Consider the following 16,794-nt stretch of genomic DNA (forward strand, 5'->3'; position numbering starts at 1 on the left):
AGCCCCTGTATCTCATTCCTAGCATCTACTTACTTCCATGAAATATCTCTCTTCTTCTGCTGTTCTTGCCTTGGCTCTGCTAGCTGCTTGTGGCGGGCAAAAGGATCCGGCTGCTGAACTCGCTGAACTGAAAAAGGAACAGGCGGCCACCCAAGCTAAAATTGCTGCCCTCGAAACCAAGGGCGGTGCCAAAGCCGGCGCCGAAGGTGCTGAAGGCGGCGAAGCTGCCGGCGGTGGGGCACAGGCCGTACCCGTGTCGGTGTTGAAAGTGGCGCCCGAAAGCTTCAAGAGCTACCTCGAAGTGCAAGGCCGCGCCGATTTCGACCAGAATGCTACCGTGGCCGCTCGTTCGGCTGGTACCCTCACCAGTGTGCGGGTGCAGCGCGGCGACCGGGTAGGCAAAGGCCAAGTATTGGCCTCTATTGATGCGTCGGTGCTCGACGCAAGCATTGCCGAACTGCGCACCCGGATGGATTTGGCCCGCGTGATTTACGAAAAGCAAGACCGCCTCTGGAAACAGCAAATCGGTACCGAGATTCAGTATCTGCAAGCCAAAAACAACTATGAAGCGTTGCAGCGCAACCTGACTACCCTCAACCGCCAGCGCGAACTGTACAGCGTAGTAGCGCCCTTTAGCGGTACCGTAGACGACGTGCTACCTAAACTAGGTGAAGCAGTGGCACCAGGTGCACCCGTGGTACGCCTCGTGAGCGGCCAAGGAGCCAAAATCGTGGCTGACGTATCGGAGGCGTATGCTTCCCGCATCAAGGCCGGCGACAAAGCTCTCGTAACCGTTCCTGATTTGGGTAACGAAGAGTTGCCTGCCACGGTACGGGTTGTAAGCCAGACCATCAACCCCACCAGCCGTACCTTCACGGTGGAGTTGCGCTTAGCTGGCAACGGAGCCGCCCGCCTGAGCCCCAACATGGTAGCCACCGTGCGTGTGCAGAACTACAACCGCCCCAATGCTACCGTACTGCCCGTTGACTTGGTGCAGCGCGACGAGCAGAACAGCTTCGTGCTGGTAGTGCAAGAAAAGAACGGGAAGAAGGTAGCGGCCAAGCGCGTCATTCAAACCGGCAATACCTACAACGGCAGAGTGGAAGTTACCAGCGGCCTGCAAACCAACGACCAAGTTATTTCGGCAGGCTATCAAAATCTCAATGAAGGTCAGGCCGTTAGCATCTAGTAACTGGCAGTTTTCAGCTACAAGCTCTGCCTTGCCATCTGTTGCTCGTGACTTCGTGACTTATAGCCCTAAACAAGAAAGCCATTCGTCCATTCAAGCCGGAAGCTTAGCGCTTACTGCTTGTAGCTAAATTAAATATGCAAGACGTAGAAAAAGAATTTGGCCCTACCAGTTGGTCTATTGATAACAAGACCAGCATCTACATTATCACGCTCATCTTGTGCATTGCGGGCATTTTTGCCTACATCAAGCTGGGTAAGGAAAACTTCCCCGATATCGTAATTCCGCGCATCATCGTGGCTACCGTGTATCCGGGTACTTCGCCGGCCGACATCGAGAACTTGGTGACGCGCCAGCTGGAAAAGGAAATTAAGTCGGTAAACGGGGTGAAGAAAATCAACTCCACCTCCAACCAAGACTACTGCATCGTTGACATCGAGTTCAACTCCAACGTGGACGTGCAGTACGCCAAGCAGCTCATCAAAGACGCCGTCGATAAGGCGGCCGATGAGTTACCCAACGACTTGCCTTCGCCGCCTACCGTGAACGAAGTGAACTTGTCGGAACTGCCCATCATGCAAATCAACTTGGCCGGTAACCTGCCGAGCAGCCAGTTGAAGAAGTATGCCGATGATTTCCAGGATAAGATTGAAGCTCTGCCCGAAATCACCCGCGTCGATATTGTGGGTGCCCTCGATCAGCAGGTGAACGTGGACGTGGACCTGTACAAGCTCCAAGCTTCGCGCTTGAGTTTTGGCGACATCGAGCGGGCTATTGCCAGCGAGAACATCACCATCTCGGGTGGTTCTATCGACGTAGGCGACCAGACTCGGGCCGTGCGGGTAGCCGGCCAATATGCCCGCGCTGCCGATATTGCCAACATTCAAGTGAAAAACCTGAATGGCTCGTCGGTGCGTCTCGGTGATATTGCGACTGTAGAAGATGCCTTCAAAGACCGTGAAAGCTACGCCCGCCTCGACGGCAAGACGTCGATCAGCTTGAACGTAGTGAAGCGCCAAGGTGAAAACTTGATCGAGGCCTCCGACAAAATCAAGGAAATCATAAAGGACTCGAAGACGTCGCTGCCGGGCGAGCTGGATATTACCATCACCGGTGACACCTCCAACGATACCCGCGTAACCCTCAACGACCTGATCAACACCATCATCATTGGTTTCATCCTCGTGACTGTGATTCTGATGTTCTTCATGGGTACCACCAACGCCCTGTTCGTGGGCTTGTCAGTGCCGATTTCCATGTTCCTGGCTTTCTTGATGCTGCCCATCATGGACTTCTCGCTGAACATGATTGTGCTGTTCGCCTTCTTGTTGGCCCTCGGTATTGTGGTGGATGATGCCATTGTGGTAATCGAAAACACGCACCGTCTGCTGCACGAGCACCCCAACCTGACTACGGCGCAGGCCGCTAAGTACGCTGCTGGCGAGGTATTCATACCGGTGTTGGCGGGTACGCTGACCACGGTGGCTCCCTTCGTGCCGCTCATGTTCTGGCCGGGTATCGTGGGTAGCTTTATGTTCTATCTGCCGGTTACGCTGATCATCACGTTGATGTCGTCGCTGATTGTGGCCTTCATCATGAATCCGGTGTTTGCCGTGAGCTTCATGAAGCGCGAAGACCACGCTGGCGAACACAAGACTGAAGGCAAGCCAAGATTATCCCGCGGCTTCCTAATTGCATTGGGCGTAATTGCCCTGATTGCTCTTATCGGTTATGTGAGCGGCTCTACCTTCCTGGGCAACCTGTTCGTCACTCTTCTGGTGCTGTGCTTACTCAATGAGTTTGTGTTCGTGCACATGATTGCCGCGTTCCAGACCAAAGTACTGCCCCGCATGCAGCACGGGTATGGTCGTCTCGTGGACTGGGCTATCAACTGGCCGAAGCTCATTCTGACGAGCATGGTGGTCTTGTTCGTCGTGTCAATATTCGCGGTGGCAGCCCGTAAGCCTAAGGTGGACTTCTTCCCCAAAGGCGACCCTAAGTTCATCTATTCCTACCTGAAAATGCCGGTTGGTACGCGGGTAGAAGTAACGGATTCGGTGGCACGGGAGCTGGAAAAGCGCATCTATACCGTTATTGGCCGCAACAACCACGACGTGGAATCGGTGATTACCAACGTGGCCATTGGCGCCGGCGACCCGGGTGAAGCTACGGCTACGGGCGTGTCGCAGTCCAACCTAGCGAAAGTAGCTGTGGCCTTCAAGGAAACCAGTGAGCGCACCGGCGTTCCGACCAGCACCTACATGAACAAGATTCGGGAAGTGGTGAAAGGCATTCCTGGCGCCGAAATTTCGGTTGACCAAGAATCGAGCGGTCCGCCTACCGGTAAAGAAATTGCCATCGAGGTAGCCGGCGACGATTATCAGCAGCTAGCGGCTCTTTCGAAGAAGGTAGAGCGCTACGTTGATTCGCTCCGCATTGGCGGCATCGAAGATTTGCGCTCCAACCTGGAAGACCGGAACCCGGAAATTGCGGTCAATATCAACCGCGTTCGGGCTAACCGCGAAGGCATCAGCACGGCGCAGATTGGGCAGGAAGTTCGTACGGCCATCTACGGCTTCGAGGCCAGCAAATTCAAAACCTCCGATGACGACTATCCAATTCAGGTGCGCTACGCCCAGCCTTACCGCGACGACGTCGATGCTATTCTGAACGCTCCACTCTCGTTCCGCGACGCTACCGGCCAGATTCGCCAGGTGCCGATTTCGGCAGTGGCCGATGTAAAATACAGTACCACCTATGGCGGTATCAAGCGCAAAGATGTGAAGCGGGTTATCACCATCTCGTCGAACGTGCTTACCGGCTTCACCGGTCCCGACGTGGTAGCGCAAATTGACCAGGCGCTGCAGTCGTACCCAACGCCACCCGGCTACACCATCCGCATGGGTGGTGCCCAGGAAGACCAGCAGGAAACCAGCAGCTTCCTCGGGGTTGCCGCCATTGGTGCCATCGGTCTGATTTTCCTAGTGTTGGTTACGCAATTCAACTCGGTGAGCAAGCCGCTCATCATCCTAACCGAAATTATCTTCTCGGTAATCGGGGTGCTGCTCGGTTTGGCCATCACGGGCATGAACGTCAGCATTGTAATGACCGGTGTGGGTATCATTGCCCTGGCAGGTATCGTGGTGAAGAACGGTATTCTTCTGGTGGAATTCACCGATATGCTCCGTTCACAGGGCATGCCGCTACGGGAGGCCATCGTGCTGGCAGGCCGGACGCGTCTCAACCCCGTAATTCTGACGGCTACCGCTGCTACTCTCGGTCTGATTCCGCTGGCCATTGGCCTCAACATCGACTTCTACGAGCTGTTCAATAGCGGCCACCCCAACTTCTTTATCGGGGGTGAATCAGTGGTTTTCTGGGGCCCCTTGGCCTGGACCATCATTTTTGGTCTGGTGTTTGCGACCGGTATTACCCTGCTAGTAGTACCTGTTATGTACCTGATTACGGAGCGCATCAAAGAGAAGGTTAGCGGCCATTCATCTGATAACCACCCAATGTCACCTGCCGGTGCCGACAAAGTGCGGCCAACTACCTCGCCGGCTATGGCAGAAGTTTAGATTCTTTTTCGGAGCGGCTTGCAACTATTCTGGGGGGCAGTATTCTCTTTCATCCGAGCGGTCGAAGAGGCACTTCCCTCCAGGATATCTGCCCCTCTTTTTCCTACAATACCCTTGTTCTTTGTCGTTTAACCTCATGATTTCATCAACGACTCCCGCCTCAAAATCCATTCAGCAGCAAGTACTGCGTATCATCAGCAAGCGCAAGTCCATCAAGCCGCAGCGCCTGCGTATCGGTAGCAACCTCAGCCGCGAGCTGGGTTTCGACACGGTCGATGTCGTAGATATTATCATAGAGTTGGAACGCAGCTTTCACATTACCATTCCCGACGAAGTGCCCCTGGCTACTGTTGGCGACTTGGTGAGCTATGTGGTGTCGCACGCCCGCGCTGCTTAGCTGAATAGCAGTTCTTTGGTAATGCAAAAAGGCCCATATCCTGTGATATGGGCCTTTTTTCTTATTCGCAGGTTTAAAAATAGTAGCCCCGCATGATTACATGCAGAACTGCTAACTCAATTCTTATCGATCGTTGCCACCTGGGTCGCCGCCCGAGAAGCCAGTGTCGCTGCCGTAGCGGCTGCTATCGGTGGTATTGGCCGGCGTGTCGGCGTGGGGTGTAGCAGCGGTGCTAGCAGAACCAGTGCTAATCGGTTCGCTGGATGCTGGCTTGCTGCTTTCGGGGAGCCTAGACCCGAATCAGTATTGGAGGTTTTCGGCTGCGAAGTGGGTGTCACGTCGTTGGCCGCAGTATAGTTGCTCTGAGAAGCGCTAGTACCCGTTACCTCGACTACACTGGGGCGAGTCTTCTCCCATTCCACAAACTTGTCCAGCTCCTCTTTGATGGTAGTGCCAAACCAAGCGACCAAGGCTACGTCATCGAGCAGACCAAGCACCGGAATAAAATCCGGAATCAGGTCGATGGGACTCATGAAGTAGATGGTAACCGCTATGGCCGCTACTACAGTAGTAGTGGGCAAGCCGGTGTACTCGCCCGCAATCGAAGCACGAATCAGGCGGAAAAGGGTTTGCATCGTTTCCCAAGCTTCTTGGGCAATAGAGCCAAGGTCCTTCTTCTCGCTGGCTTTCTTGTACGCATCGTTGAGCAGTTGCTTGACGCGCGTAGGGCGTTTGAGGTATTCTTCTGCGGTGCCTAAAAACTTTTTGAAGAGAGGCGACGAGGCTATCTGGTCGCCCTGGGGATTTTGCTTAGCCATGGTGCATGAAAACTAAGAGTGGAAAGGTGAGGCGGTAAAAGTAATTTCAACCCCAACTATTGTTGCCTGCCTATACTGTTTCAAGGCAAAATAGTTATTCGGGATTTTTGCCGCCAAGAACAAACAAAAAAGCCCCGCTCGTATACGAACAGGGCTTGCGGAGAGGGAGCGTTCGGTGGCCGATTAGTTGGTTTCAACGCGACCGGCGGCGTAGAAGTTGCGGTGGTAGTACTGCTGCTCGAGGGAACTTACCATTACGCCGCCGTTGCAGGCAGAATGCGCAAACTTGCCGTCTTTCAAATAGATGCCTACGTGGTAGATAGGCTGGCCCGGACCGCGGCGGAAGAAGACCAAGTCGCCGGTTTCCATGGCGTCCTTGTCGACGCGCTTCACGCTGCTGAACATAGAGTGCGAGCTACGCTGGAGCGTGATGCCGTACACTTCTTTGTAAACGCGGGTTACGAAGCCCGAGCAGTCAGTGCCTTGCTTGGAGTTGCTACCGTAGCGGTAGGGAGTGCCAATCCAGTCGAGAACGGTGCGAAGCAGGTCCTTGTTTTCGGTGTGCGTGAGGTGAACACCGAGTGCCTGACCGTAGTAGTCGTAGGCAGCAGAGTCGCTGGCTGCGTCGCCAGGCTTTTTATCTTCCTCGTCATCGAGGAAAGAAGGAAGCAAAGAGGCTTCGGCAACTATAAGGTCCGAAGCGGAAGAACTAGAGGTGGTAGGTGTGTTTTCGAAGAAGAAGGAGAGGGCCATAGAGGCCGCGGCGAGGCAATACAGGGGGATGTGCTTCATTGTCCGTCGTGGGGTGGCAAAATAGGTGTTCGGGATAAGCCGAAGGGACCGGGGAAGTACTTCTTATTCGATAGAAGCAGGGTGAAAAAAGGTGGTAACAAAACCAGTGAAACAGCCAAAAAACGGTAGGTCAGTGTTTCGGCTTATGGTTAAAGCTAAACCAAAAAGACACGACTATCCAAGTTTGGGACCTAAAATGGCATAATATTCTTGTTATAAAACAACTTATTATTGGAAATGACTTGCAACAAGGCGTAACCAACTCTCTGGTTTTCAACGTATAATCGGCCTTGTTTTCAGTTGCCTTATGAAGCCACCGGTAATCGTCGAAAATTCCCCCATTGCTCGGCTTGCACGAGTCAAGCTTGGTACTCGGAGTGTAGCCATGGTACTCGGCAGTAAGATCCACTTAAGCGGGGCGACGCGCGAGGAGTTTCTTAACGATCCGTACTGGGTGGCCCACGAGATGGAACACATTCGGCAGTTCCAGGAGCACGGCAAATTCGGCTTCCTGCGCCGCTACCTACTCGACTGGCTTCGCCACGGCTACTACAACATCCCTTTTGAAGTAGCCGCCCGCGAAGCCGCCATCCTGAATGCCGCGCTTTATACCCGCGGCTTGCCCCTTCCCGATCCTGCGAAAATGCACCAAGGCGCAAGGTGATTTGGTGAGAGTGACATTCTATAACGTCACCTGCACAGCCTGAACACCGACTTTATACCTCGCCTTTTAAATCTAAAGCGCCGCTAGTCGGCCGCCGTCCACTACCAAGGTGGTGCCGTTGATGAAATTTGCCTCTGGAGAGGCCATGAAGCAGATGGCGGCAGCTAGCTCGTTGGGGGTGCCTACTTGGCCGGTAATTTTCTCTTTGCCACTTTTCACGTTGGGGTTGCTCCAAAGCATAGGCGTATCAACAGCACCGGGCGCTACGGCATTGATACGAGCGTGGGTGTGCGGTATTTCCAAGCTCAGCCCGCGTACAAAAGCTTCTATGGCGCCTTTGCTGGCGGCGTAGGGTACTACGTTGGGCGTAGTTTGATGAGCGTGCACCGAGCTAACGGCCACAATAGCGCCGCGCTTCATGTGCGGCAAACACAGCTGCGAGAGGCGAAACAGAGCCCGCAGATTTACATTCATTACTTGGTCCCAATCCTTCGGATCGAGTTTGAGTAGCGGCTTATAGGTCATGAGGGCCGCGTTGCTAACCAGCACATCAATGCGGCCCCAAGTGGCTAGCACCTTCCGCACAGCGCCTTGCAGTGATGCATCCCGGCCGAGGTCAACGTTAATGAAGATAGCTTCACTGCCAGCTGCTTTTATTTCGCGTACCACTTCTTTTCCATCGGCCGCATCACGGCCTAGTATAGCAACGCAGCCGCCTTCTCGACCCATTTGCACGGCCACGGCCCGCCCAATACCTGATGTGGCGCCCGTCACGAGGCATATTTTGTTTTTGAAGCGCTGCATAGTCGGTCTGGTAGCTAAAAAATTGCCGCTTCTCCGCAGCAAATGGAAAAGCGGCAACCTCGACTATAAGTTTAAATTTTTATTCGCTAGGCGACTCAAATACCTTGCGCATCCCAGCGGCAATTATACCGTCGGGCGTGATGTTCGTGAGCATAGCCTGAATCTTATTGGTAACGCCAGAAATTACTCTGGTTTCGCCTTTCATCAGGGCTTCGTAGCCGTCTTTGGCTACGTCTTTGGGGTCGGCTAGGCCCATAGCTCCGTGGGCAGCGCGGGTATCTTCGGCACCCGCCCGCTCGAAGAAGTCGGTGTCGGTGGCGCCGGGGCACAGGGCGGTTACGGTCACCCCCGAGTCTTTTAGCTCGTTCGACAAAGCTTCTGAGAAGCTTAGGACAAAAGACTTGGTGGCCGAATACACCGCCATATTTGGCGACGGGGTGAAGGCAGCGGTAGAAGCCAGTTGTAAAATACGGCCTTTGCCACGCTTCACCATGTCGTTACCAAATAGGTACGTTAACTCCGTCAAGGCAACAATATTCGTGTGAATGACGGCCCGGTTACGGGCTACATCCGACTCCAAGTAGGGGCCATACTCTCCGAAACCAGCATCGTTCACTAAGATGTCAACGGCTAGCCCTTGGGCCGTTACTTGATCATAAATGCGCTGAGCCGCTCCGTCGTGGCTCAGGTCTTGGGTGATGAGAGTGGGTTCGATGTTGTGCACGGTGCGCAGATGCTCAGCGAACTTGTTGAGGCCGGCCGTGTCTTGGTCGATGAGCACCAGTTGATACTGGTCTTTGGCAAACAGGTGCGCGAGTTCTTGGCCGATACCATTAGCGGCACCGGTGATAAGCGCAACAGAAAGATTAGGGTCGTGTGACATGGTTGAGAGGAGGTTAGGTGCTTATTCTGTTGTTAAGCTTACTGCCTCAGCCATAGCAAGGTTGTGGGAAACACCCAACCGGAAAATCATATCAACAAAACCGCAACCCGAACCCGTATTTCAACGAATAATCACGCACGAAAACCGCTGACTAGCGGGACCTTCATTTCGTTTTACCTTTTACCCCCCGAATCATGGCTAAGCAAAATCAAGCAAATCTCGACGCTACTTCCCTTTCTGCCAACGATAACCTCACCGATACCGCTGCTGCGCTAGGGGCGGCCAACGACGATTCTTTCGCAACCACCACCAGCCAGCCTGAGGCATCGGCTTCGACGGCGGAAAGCAGCCAGCCTGAAAGCACGCAACGCAAGTCGTGGTTGAACCAAGACGACTTGCTGAAAACCGTAAATCAGCTGCCCCAGTCGTTGATCGATTTGAGCAACAAAGCCGTAGCGCAAGTAAATAACCTCTCGACCACGCAGAAAGTGGCGGCAGGTGCTTTGCTCGCAGGTGGCATCGGCTGGTTGGCTCTGCGCAGCAAGAAAAGCAAGTCTTCTTCTAGCATCTACGCGCCCTACAACCCTAAGAACACCAAGGCAACCAAGTGGGATGCTAGCAGCGACTCGGTATATCGTGGTGCTACCAACGGCCTACACGATACCGGTCATGGTGCTGAACATGGTACGTACAGCAGCGGCACCGAAAACGGCTTCTAAGCCAATAAGCCTTGCCCTACCGCTGCTTTAAACCAGTCGGTAGCATATGAGCCCCACCAATCTATGATATGATTGGTGGGGCTTTTTTGTGCATGCACAAAATTTGTTGCAATGCGCAAAAATCCCGCCGCAGAGCCCTGATTATATTGTATAAACTAATTTTATTGACATGTTACCAACATAATTAGTAAAAGTTCGTTATTTGCAAGCATCAATCCTTGTAATATGTGCATCGTTGACATTCTTGACATTGCTCGTCACCCAGTTTGGCTCATTGAGTGCGACACGCCCGTGCCCGCCGGTTTTCCAAGCCCCGCCGACAACAATCAAAACAGACAGCGTGTTGACTTAAGCAAGATTCTGCTGCCGCATCCCGACTGCACCTATCTGGCCCGCGTCAAAGGCAACAGCATGGACGGCCCGCCTTCCCATATCCATGATGGGGCTTTGATGGCCGTTGACTGCGCGTTGAAGCCGCAACCTGGCAACGTAGTGGTAGCTGCCGTCGATGGCGACTTTACGGTGAAGCGCCTAGAGAAGCGGGATGGATTCTATTGGCTCGTGCCCGACAATCCGCAGTACGAACCCTTTAAAATCACGGAGTCGGAACAGACACAAATTTGGGGCGTCGTTACACACGTCATCACCGAACTCATCAGCGGCAAGCTTCACGACCATGTTCGCTCTCGTCGACTGTAACAACTTCTACGTGAGTTGTGAGAGGGTCTTCCAACCCCGTTTAGCCAATGTGCCCGTTGTGGTACTCTCCAACAACGATGGTTGCGTAGTTTCGCGCTCCGCCGAAGCCAAGGCGTTGGGAATACGAATGGGCGTACCTTTATTTCAGGTTCGTCCACTGATTGAGCAACATAAAGTGCAGGTGTTCTCGTCGAATTACGCTCTATACGGCGACATGAGCTACCGGGTGATGAGCTACTTGGCGTCGGTGGTGCCCGAAGTAGAGATATATTCGATTGACGAAGCTTTTTTGGGGCTGCACGGTATGGAGCGCTATTTAATCCAACCCGAGAGCTTCGCCCAGAAAGTGCGCAAACAGGTTATGCGCCGCACGCATATCCCTACGTGCGTAGGCATTGCGCCCACCAAAACCTTGGCTAAGCTCGCCAACTACCTAGCCAAAAAAACGGTTGCATTCAACGGCGTAGTGGTTCTTGATTCGGTGGAGCGGCAGTGGTGGGCCCTGCGCCAAGTGCCGGTGGAAGAAGTGTGGGGCGTCGGTCGCCAGTATGGCCAAAAGCTGCGCGCTATGGGTCTGAACACGGCCGCCGATTTGGCGGGCTGCTCGGAAGCTTGGGCTCGCAAGCACATGGGCGGGGTAGTCGGGGCCCGTTTAGTGCGAGAACTACAAGGCAAACCCTGCCACCAACTGCACCCGAGCGAAGATGGTACGCTGGCGCGGAAAAGCATTGCCTGCACCCGCAGTTTCGGCCGCCCTTTATCTAAGTTCGACGATTTGCTCGGGGCAGTAGCCGCTTTCACCTCACGAGCGGCTGAGAAGCTGCGTGCCCAAGACTCGACGGCATACATTATAACGGTATTCATCGGTCAAAACCGTTTTGGCCCGACGCCACCCCCTTACACCCATTCTGCCCAAATCACGCTGCCGGCCGCTACTAATAGTACCCCTGACTTAGTGCGCGCAGCTCGTGCTCTACTAGTCAGGCTCTGGCAACCAGGCTTGGTATACAAAAAAGCCGGCGTGATTCTCGATGGCTTAGAAGGGCACGGTCAGCCACAACTCAGTCTTTTCGAGCAGTTGCCCGAAGTGCAGCGTCCGCAATCGGCCGCCCTGATGCGCAAACTCGACCAACTCAACAGCCGCTTCGGTCCCAACTGCGTACGAGTGGCCACGGCTGCAGTTGCAGGCCCAAAAGGAACACCCGCACCGTGGTTAGGGCAAAAGCGGCTATGCAGCCCCGAGCGTACTACCTCTTGGCACGAGCTATGGGAAATAGGGTAGAAGCAGTCTACACTACGACTGGCCTCCTTAGACTACCAACACACATATAAGAAGCAGTAATACAAGCAGCTATGCCCCTGGCTGCCTATTTTGTTATAGACCTCAAGCGCGCTGTGCATATTGGGCCACAGCTTGGTTTGCATTTTCGGCAAGTGCGGCTGTACCTTTGCACCATCAATTCTTTCAAATAAAGGATTGTTTTTATACAGAGGCGTGGAGAGACAGGCTCGACGAAACGCCGGCAACCCCCAGAACATCTGGAACGGTGCCAAGTCCTGACCATATAAAAACAAGTTGCCGTGAAACGCTTCATCAACACCGCTGCTCCTTTCGCCACCCTTTCCGCTGTACAGCATGGGTGTTGTTGCGGCATCTGTTGTTGAACTGCTCGTAAGCTGGTAGCCCATAGGCCAAGCTAAGAACCAAGGAACATTCTTGCCTTAGCTAGCGCACCCTCATCCCGATTTGTGCCGATACTGCCTTGTGCAGTGACAGGTTTTGTGTCTGTGCTACTGTTGCTGTACGGCGTAGCTCTCAGGTAGCTGCAAGCTGAAAGTGTTCTGCCATTCTTTTGGCAGGTCAAGTAGCTGCTCTGTATACGTTGGGCGCATATTGTCCTTGCTAGTGCAACCCTCTTGTCTCTGATTCTGTTGTTTGCGCGGCTTTACTGCCCCGCGCTATTGCCCTTCTCCTGATTTTCTAGTCTCTCACAACCTCTTTTCTCATGCCTGCCTCAACCAAGCCAATTGGCATCTATTACGAGCACCCGAATGGTTCAAGCCGCTGTTTGCCGAGCTTGACCGCCGCGGGCTGCCCTACGAAAAGATTGATGCTGCTCATCACCTTTTCGACCCCTCCGAAACCGAAAGCCGCTACGCATTGGTGGTGAACCGCATGAGTTCTTCGGCTTACCTGCGCGGCCACGGCCAGGGAATTTTCCATACGGCGGGCTTCGCCACGCACCTAGAGCGGATTGGCACGCGCATTATCAACGGTTCGGTAGCTACCAGCATCGAGACCAACAAGGCCCGGCAACTCTCGCTGTTTGCTTCTTTAGGTCTGAAATATCCTAAGTCGTTTGTGGTGAACCACGCGTCGCGTATTGCCGATGCCGCTCAGCAGTTGCAATTCCCGATTGTAGTGAAAGTGAACATTGGCGGCAGCGGAGCCGGCATCATCCGCTTCGATACGATAGAAGGTGTGCAGGCTGCCGTGGAAGCAGGGCAGATTGACTTGGGTATCGACCAGACGGCGCTGGTACAGGAATACGTGACGCCCCGTGGCGGCAATATTCACCGCGTTGAAACGCTGAACGGCAAGTTTCTGTACGCTATGAAAGTGTACACCACCGGCGAAAGCTTCAACCTCTGCCCCGCCGAAATCTGTCAGATTCCGGAAGAGCAATCAGCTGAGTTCTGCCTGACCGAAGCGCCCAAGAAAGGTATCCAAGTGGAAGCCTTTACGCCTCCAGCCGAGGTGATTGAGGCCGTAGAGCGCATTGTAGCCGCCGCAAAAATCGACGTGGGTGGTATCGAGTACCTCATCGACGACCGCAACGGCGACGTGCTATTCTACGACATCAACGCGCTGTCCAACTTCGTGGCCGATGCCGTAAACGTAGTTGGCTTCGACCCGTACGCTCGCTTCGTTGACTACTTGGAAACGCAGCTGCCAGTCGGTTCCATTGCTACATCCGTTCACGCTGAAACTGCCGCTGCCGTATGAGGTATGGATATTGGATGCCTGTTTTCGGCGGGTGGCTGCGCAACGTAGAAGACGAGAACATGCGCGCCGATTGGGACTACGTCAAGACGTTGGCTCAGCGCAGTGAGGACCTTGGCTACGACCTCTCGCTCATCGCGGAGCTAAATCTCAACGATATTAAAGGCGAAGAAGCACCTTCGCTGGATGCTTGGAGCACAGCCGCCGCGTTGGCAGCCGTCACCAAAAAGATTGAGTTGATGGTGGCCGTGCGGCCCACGTTTCACTCGCCGGCCTTGCTGGCCAAGCAAGCGGCCAACATCGACCACATCAGCAACGGCCGGTTGTCGTTGAACGTGGTGTCGTCGTGGTGGCAGGATGAAGCCAAAAAGTACGGGGTGCACTTCGAGCAGCACAACGACCGATACGCCCGCACTGCCGAGTGGCTGCACATTGTAGACAACCTTTGGAAGCAAGACCATTTCACCTTCGAAGGCAAGTTCTACAAGGTAACCGACTCGATTTTGCAGCCTAAGCCGGTGTCGCGCCCGCGGCCGTTTATTTACGCCGGTGGCGAATCGGAAGCCGCTAAGAACATGATTGCTGCGCAGTGCGATGGGTACGTAATGCACGGTGACGAGCCCGCGGCTATTGGCCGCCGCATTCAGGACCTGAGCGAGCGGCGCGAAAAGTTGGGCCTGCCGCGCATGAAATTTGGGGTAGCTGCTTACTCTATTGTGCGTAATACCGAGCAGGAAGTGAAGAAGGAGCTAGACCGCATCACCAACGTACAAGGGTCAGCGGCAGGCTACAAGAACTACCAGCAATGGCTGGCCGGTACGCAGCTCGAAAACCAGGTTTCCTTGCAGGACTACTCGGTGTCAAACCGCGGCCTGCGCTCCGGCCTCACCGGCACGCCCGACCAAGTAGCCGAGCGTATTGCGGCCTTCGAAGCAGTAGGCGTGGACTTGTTCTTGTTGCAGTGCAGCCCGCAGCTCGAAGAAATGGAGCGTTTCTCGGAAGCCGTTATCCAAGTGCTGGCTTCGTAGTGCATGAACAAGCGGCGGGGCAGACGCTAGTCTGTCCTGCTCTCGTTTTGAAATCAAGTAAAAGCAAAACCCCGAAAGACCTTCTATATACAAGTGCTTTCGGGGTTTTGCTTTTGTGAGCCTCTTATTGGACTCGAACCAACGACCTGCTCATTACGAATGAGCTGCTCTACCAACTGAGCTAAAGAGGCATTTCCCGGCGGGCATCTCCGTTAGGGGAAGCAAAGATAGACAGGATTTGAAAAACGACTACGTCTTACCGCAATTTTTTCGACGCCTAGTCTATATCAGTTGGTCAGCTTTACTAACACCAGTTGCTATTTTATAAATCAACTTGGCCCGCTAACTGCTATGGTAGCAGCAAGCGGGCCAAGCACTGTTGTAAGCCAAAATACACTGGCTTTACAATATGAATAGGAAACGAAAGTTCTGGTGCAAGCAAGAGCGTCTGCCTTACACGGTGGCCGTACGACGGCTACCGCGCAAACCGTACCACATCACGTACACATAGCACACGATAGGAAGCAGTAAAGCAACGCGCAATCCGCTGTTATCGGCGATAAAGCCAAATAGCATAGGAACCAGCGCGCCACCCACAATGGCAGTGCACAACAAGCCCGAGGCTTCTTCAGTGTGACGACCTAAACCCGCAACAGCCAACGTGAAGATAGTAGGGTACATCAGCGAGTTCATCAAGCCTACTGCCAGCAAGCTCCACATAGCTACAGCCCCAGTGCTATTGATAGAAATCAATACCAAGATTACTGCGCCAATAGCATTGAAAGCAAGCAGTTTAGTAGGCGAAAATTTGTTGAGCAGGTACGCTCCGGCAAATCGGCCCACCATAGCAGCACCCCAATAATAGGTTACCATGTCGCCGGCTGCTTTAGGGTCAAGCCCAAGTACGTCGGGCAGCGCCACGTAGCTCACAATGTGCGAACCAATAGCTACTTCGGCGCCTACATACGCGAAAATGCCTACTACGCCTAGCATAAGGTGACGATACTGCCAAGCACTGCTGTGTTGCTCCTCGGTGGCTTCCGCCTCGTTGGCGGCATGTTCAATTACCGGCAGGTTGATTCGGCTCAGAATAAGGCTAATCAGCAGGAGAGCACCCCAATAACCAAATACGGAATCTGGACAGCACTAATATCAATGCTAGCGGCGGTAGTGGCATTGTCGAGAGCAGGGAGCCGGCTCAGGATGAGGGCACTACCGAGTAAAGGCGCGATAGTGGTTCCTAGCGAGTTGAACGCCTGCGTGAGCGTAAGACGGGCCGAAGCCGACTCAGGCGGCCCCAGAATAGCCACGTACGGATTGGCCGCTACTTGCAGGATAGTAATACCAGACGCTAGTACAAACAGCGCCCCTAGAAACAGCCCGTACACTCGTTGCGCTGCCGCTGGATAGAACAGGAATGCGCCAAGGGCTGCTACTGCAAATCCGATGAGCATGCCCTTCTTATATCCTACCCGAGAAACCAACTTGCCAGCCGGAATACTCATCAGGAAGTAGGCCCCAAAAAAGCACAGGTTAATCAGGTTGGCTTGAGCAAACGAGAGTTGGAAGATAGCCTTGAGGTAGGGAATTAGGATGTCATTAAGACACGTGATAAAACCCCACAAAAAGAACAGGGTAGTAACAGCACTCAGCGCAGACGTGTAGCGCTGAGAGGTAGCGGAGGAGGTGCCAGCGGCTGGCCGACTGCTAAGGGTTGGGGTAGGGGCTGCCATGAATTAGGAAACAATGTGGGAATAGAAGCTTGTATTGCTAGTAAGAAAAGCCGCCTTCGGTGAGTAGTAGCTTTGCGAATCTTCAAGTTTTGAAAGTTACGATTAGCGTCAAGGATTCTGCATGAAGCGGCATTCAGGTTTTATCGTTGGTCGGTCTAGTTGACAGCCGCAGTAATACTCCTAGTTGTTTATGCAATGCTCCCTCATATTATCAACTGCTTGATAGGCCATTAGATGATAAGTGAGCAAGTATTAATATCGGTCGAGCTAAAAGGTTTTAGCGCCATTTGAAAAGATGATCAAGCCAAAGCAAGGGCTTACTATTTGACAACAACTAAAGCAGTGGGAGTAGCTAAGTAACCAAGCCTGCGGAAAGAAAACTGATAAGGACTGAGCTTACGCGGCCAAATCAGAAAGAAGAGCCTAAACCACAGCTGGCAATTGCGCTAAAATAGCAAACGTTTGTGGAAACCAACGTGTATAGAA

General features: G+C 53.6%; 14 protein-coding genes, 1 tRNA gene, 1 pseudogene and 1 riboswitch. Of the genes and pseudogenes, 9 read left to right on the top strand and 7 right to left on the bottom strand.

The window, feature by feature from the left end; genetic code table 11:
- Window positions 1-37: 37 nt before the first annotated feature.
- From MUN86_RS01730 to MUN86_RS01740, 3 genes are all read left to right on the top strand, one after another.
- The gene (locus MUN86_RS01730; RefSeq protein ID WP_245121010.1) at window positions 38-1,189 is read left to right on the top strand and encodes an efflux RND transporter periplasmic adaptor subunit; all 1,152 of its coding nucleotides are present in this window, start codon (window positions 38-40) and stop codon (window positions 1,187-1,189) included.
- A 137-nt stretch (window positions 1,190-1,326) separates the two neighbouring features.
- Window positions 1,327-4,767, top strand: coding sequence for an efflux RND transporter permease subunit (locus MUN86_RS01735; protein WP_245121012.1), 3,441 nt, complete (start codon window positions 1,327-1,329; stop codon window positions 4,765-4,767).
- A gap of 121 nt (window positions 4,768-4,888) precedes the next feature.
- Window positions 4,889-5,164, top strand: a complete 276-nt coding sequence (locus MUN86_RS01740) for an acyl carrier protein (RefSeq protein WP_245121014.1) — start codon at window positions 4,889-4,891, stop codon at window positions 5,162-5,164.
- A 464-nt stretch (window positions 5,165-5,628) separates the two neighbouring features.
- Here MUN86_RS01740 and MUN86_RS32210 read toward each other — a convergent pair.
- Window positions 5,629-5,742 (bottom strand): annotated as a pseudogene (locus MUN86_RS32210) (YkvA family protein); the annotation flags it as partial.
- A 423-nt stretch (window positions 5,743-6,165) separates the two neighbouring features.
- The gene (locus MUN86_RS01750) at window positions 6,166-6,774 is read right to left on the bottom strand and encodes a C40 family peptidase (protein WP_245121016.1); all 609 of its coding nucleotides are present in this window, start codon (window positions 6,772-6,774) and stop codon (window positions 6,166-6,168) included.
- 307 nt (window positions 6,775-7,081) lie between these two features.
- Here MUN86_RS01750 and MUN86_RS01755 point away from each other — a divergent pair, with 307 nt between their 5' ends.
- Complete coding sequence (locus MUN86_RS01755; RefSeq protein ID WP_245121018.1) at window positions 7,082-7,438, top strand: hypothetical protein; 357 nt, start codon at window positions 7,082-7,084, stop codon at window positions 7,436-7,438.
- Between the two features lie 72 nt (window positions 7,439-7,510).
- Here MUN86_RS01755 and MUN86_RS01760 read toward each other — a convergent pair whose 3' ends face one another.
- Together MUN86_RS01760 and MUN86_RS01765 are read right to left on the bottom strand one after the other, a co-directional pair.
- Window positions 7,511-8,242 carry an SDR family NAD(P)-dependent oxidoreductase gene (locus MUN86_RS01760; RefSeq protein WP_245121020.1) on the bottom strand — a complete coding sequence of 244 codons (732 nt, stop codon included), beginning with the start codon at window positions 8,240-8,242 and terminating at the stop codon, window positions 7,511-7,513.
- Between the two features lie 79 nt (window positions 8,243-8,321).
- Window positions 8,322-9,125 (bottom strand): SDR family NAD(P)-dependent oxidoreductase, encoded by an 804-nt coding sequence (locus MUN86_RS01765; protein ID WP_245121022.1) that lies wholly within the window; start codon window positions 9,123-9,125, stop codon window positions 8,322-8,324.
- A 194-nt stretch (window positions 9,126-9,319) separates the two neighbouring features.
- Between MUN86_RS01765 and MUN86_RS01770 the strand changes: the two genes are divergently transcribed.
- The 5 genes from MUN86_RS01770 to MUN86_RS01790 all read left to right on the top strand — a co-directional run bounded on the left by MUN86_RS01770 (window position 9,320) and on the right by MUN86_RS01790 (window position 14,575).
- Entirely contained in the window at window positions 9,320-9,844 is a 525-nt protein-coding gene (locus MUN86_RS01770; protein ID WP_245121025.1) for a hypothetical protein, read from the top strand.
- 225 nt (window positions 9,845-10,069) lie between these two features.
- Window positions 10,070-10,543 carry a LexA family protein gene (locus MUN86_RS01775; protein WP_245121028.1) on the top strand — a complete coding sequence of 158 codons (474 nt, stop codon included), beginning with the start codon at window positions 10,070-10,072 and terminating at the stop codon, window positions 10,541-10,543.
- Window positions 10,521-11,825 carry a Y-family DNA polymerase gene (locus tag MUN86_RS01780; RefSeq protein ID WP_245121031.1) on the top strand — a complete coding sequence of 435 codons (1,305 nt, stop codon included), beginning with the start codon at window positions 10,521-10,523 and terminating at the stop codon, window positions 11,823-11,825. Before MUN86_RS01775 ends, MUN86_RS01780 begins: the two co-directional genes overlap by 23 nt.
- A gap of 198 nt (window positions 11,826-12,023) precedes the next feature.
- A riboswitch (SAM riboswitch) is annotated at window positions 12,024-12,115 on the top strand.
- A gap of 364 nt (window positions 12,116-12,479) precedes the next feature.
- Window positions 12,480-13,550 carry an ATP-grasp domain-containing protein gene (locus MUN86_RS01785; protein ID WP_245121034.1) on the top strand — a complete coding sequence of 357 codons (1,071 nt, stop codon included), beginning with the start codon at window positions 12,480-12,482 and terminating at the stop codon, window positions 13,548-13,550.
- On the top strand, window positions 13,547-14,575 hold the full coding sequence (locus tag MUN86_RS01790) for an LLM class flavin-dependent oxidoreductase (protein WP_245121036.1): 1,029 nt from the start codon (window positions 13,547-13,549) through the stop codon (window positions 14,573-14,575). Before MUN86_RS01785 ends, MUN86_RS01790 begins: the two co-directional genes overlap by 4 nt.
- A gap of 118 nt (window positions 14,576-14,693) precedes the next feature.
- On the opposite strand, the gene MUN86_RS01795 is transcribed toward MUN86_RS01790, so the two are convergent.
- The 3 genes from MUN86_RS01795 to MUN86_RS01805 form a co-directional block, all read right to left on the bottom strand.
- Window positions 14,694-14,766, bottom strand: a tRNA-Thr gene (locus MUN86_RS01795).
- Between the two features lie 262 nt (window positions 14,767-15,028).
- Window positions 15,029-15,682 carry a glucose/galactose MFS transporter gene (gluP, locus tag MUN86_RS01800; protein WP_311182052.1) on the bottom strand — a complete coding sequence of 218 codons (654 nt, stop codon included), beginning with the start codon at window positions 15,680-15,682 and terminating at the stop codon, window positions 15,029-15,031.
- Complete coding sequence (locus MUN86_RS01805; protein WP_245121039.1) at window positions 15,676-16,308, bottom strand: MFS transporter; 633 nt, start codon at window positions 16,306-16,308, stop codon at window positions 15,676-15,678. Before MUN86_RS01805 ends, gluP begins: the two co-directional genes overlap by 7 nt.
- Window positions 16,309-16,794: the final 486 nt, after the last annotated feature.

The organism is Hymenobacter volaticus (genome assembly GCF_022921055.1).
Taxonomy (GTDB): Bacteria; Bacteroidota; Bacteroidia; order Cytophagales; family Hymenobacteraceae; genus Hymenobacter; species Hymenobacter volaticus.

Excerpts from the sequence above, each read along its gene's own strand:
- MUN86_RS01805 (WP_245121039.1), bottom strand. The coding sequence starts at position 16,308 with ATGGCAGCCCCTACCCCAACCCTTAGCAGTCGGCCAGCCGCTGGCACC.
- MUN86_RS01735 (WP_245121012.1), top strand. The coding sequence starts at position 1,327 with ATGCAAGACGTAGAAAAAGAATTTGGCCCTACCAGTTGGTCTATTGAT.
- MUN86_RS01730 (WP_245121010.1), top strand. The coding sequence starts at position 38 with ATGAAATATCTCTCTTCTTCTGCTGTTCTTGCCTTGGCTCTGCTAGCT.
- MUN86_RS01790 (WP_245121036.1), top strand. The coding sequence starts at position 13,547 with ATGAGGTATGGATATTGGATGCCTGTTTTCGGCGGGTGGCTGCGCAAC.
- MUN86_RS01770 (WP_245121025.1), top strand. The coding sequence starts at position 9,320 with ATGGCTAAGCAAAATCAAGCAAATCTCGACGCTACTTCCCTTTCTGCC.
- MUN86_RS01755 (WP_245121018.1), top strand. The coding sequence starts at position 7,082 with ATGAAGCCACCGGTAATCGTCGAAAATTCCCCCATTGCTCGGCTTGCA.
- MUN86_RS01775 (WP_245121028.1), top strand. The coding sequence starts at position 10,070 with ATGTGCATCGTTGACATTCTTGACATTGCTCGTCACCCAGTTTGGCTC.
- MUN86_RS01765 (WP_245121022.1), bottom strand. The coding sequence starts at position 9,125 with ATGTCACACGACCCTAATCTTTCTGTTGCGCTTATCACCGGTGCCGCT.
- MUN86_RS01750 (WP_245121016.1), bottom strand. The coding sequence starts at position 6,774 with ATGAAGCACATCCCCCTGTATTGCCTCGCCGCGGCCTCTATGGCCCTC.
- MUN86_RS01760 (WP_245121020.1), bottom strand. The coding sequence starts at position 8,242 with ATGCAGCGCTTCAAAAACAAAATATGCCTCGTGACGGGCGCCACATCA.
- MUN86_RS01780 (WP_245121031.1), top strand. The coding sequence starts at position 10,521 with ATGTTCGCTCTCGTCGACTGTAACAACTTCTACGTGAGTTGTGAGAGG.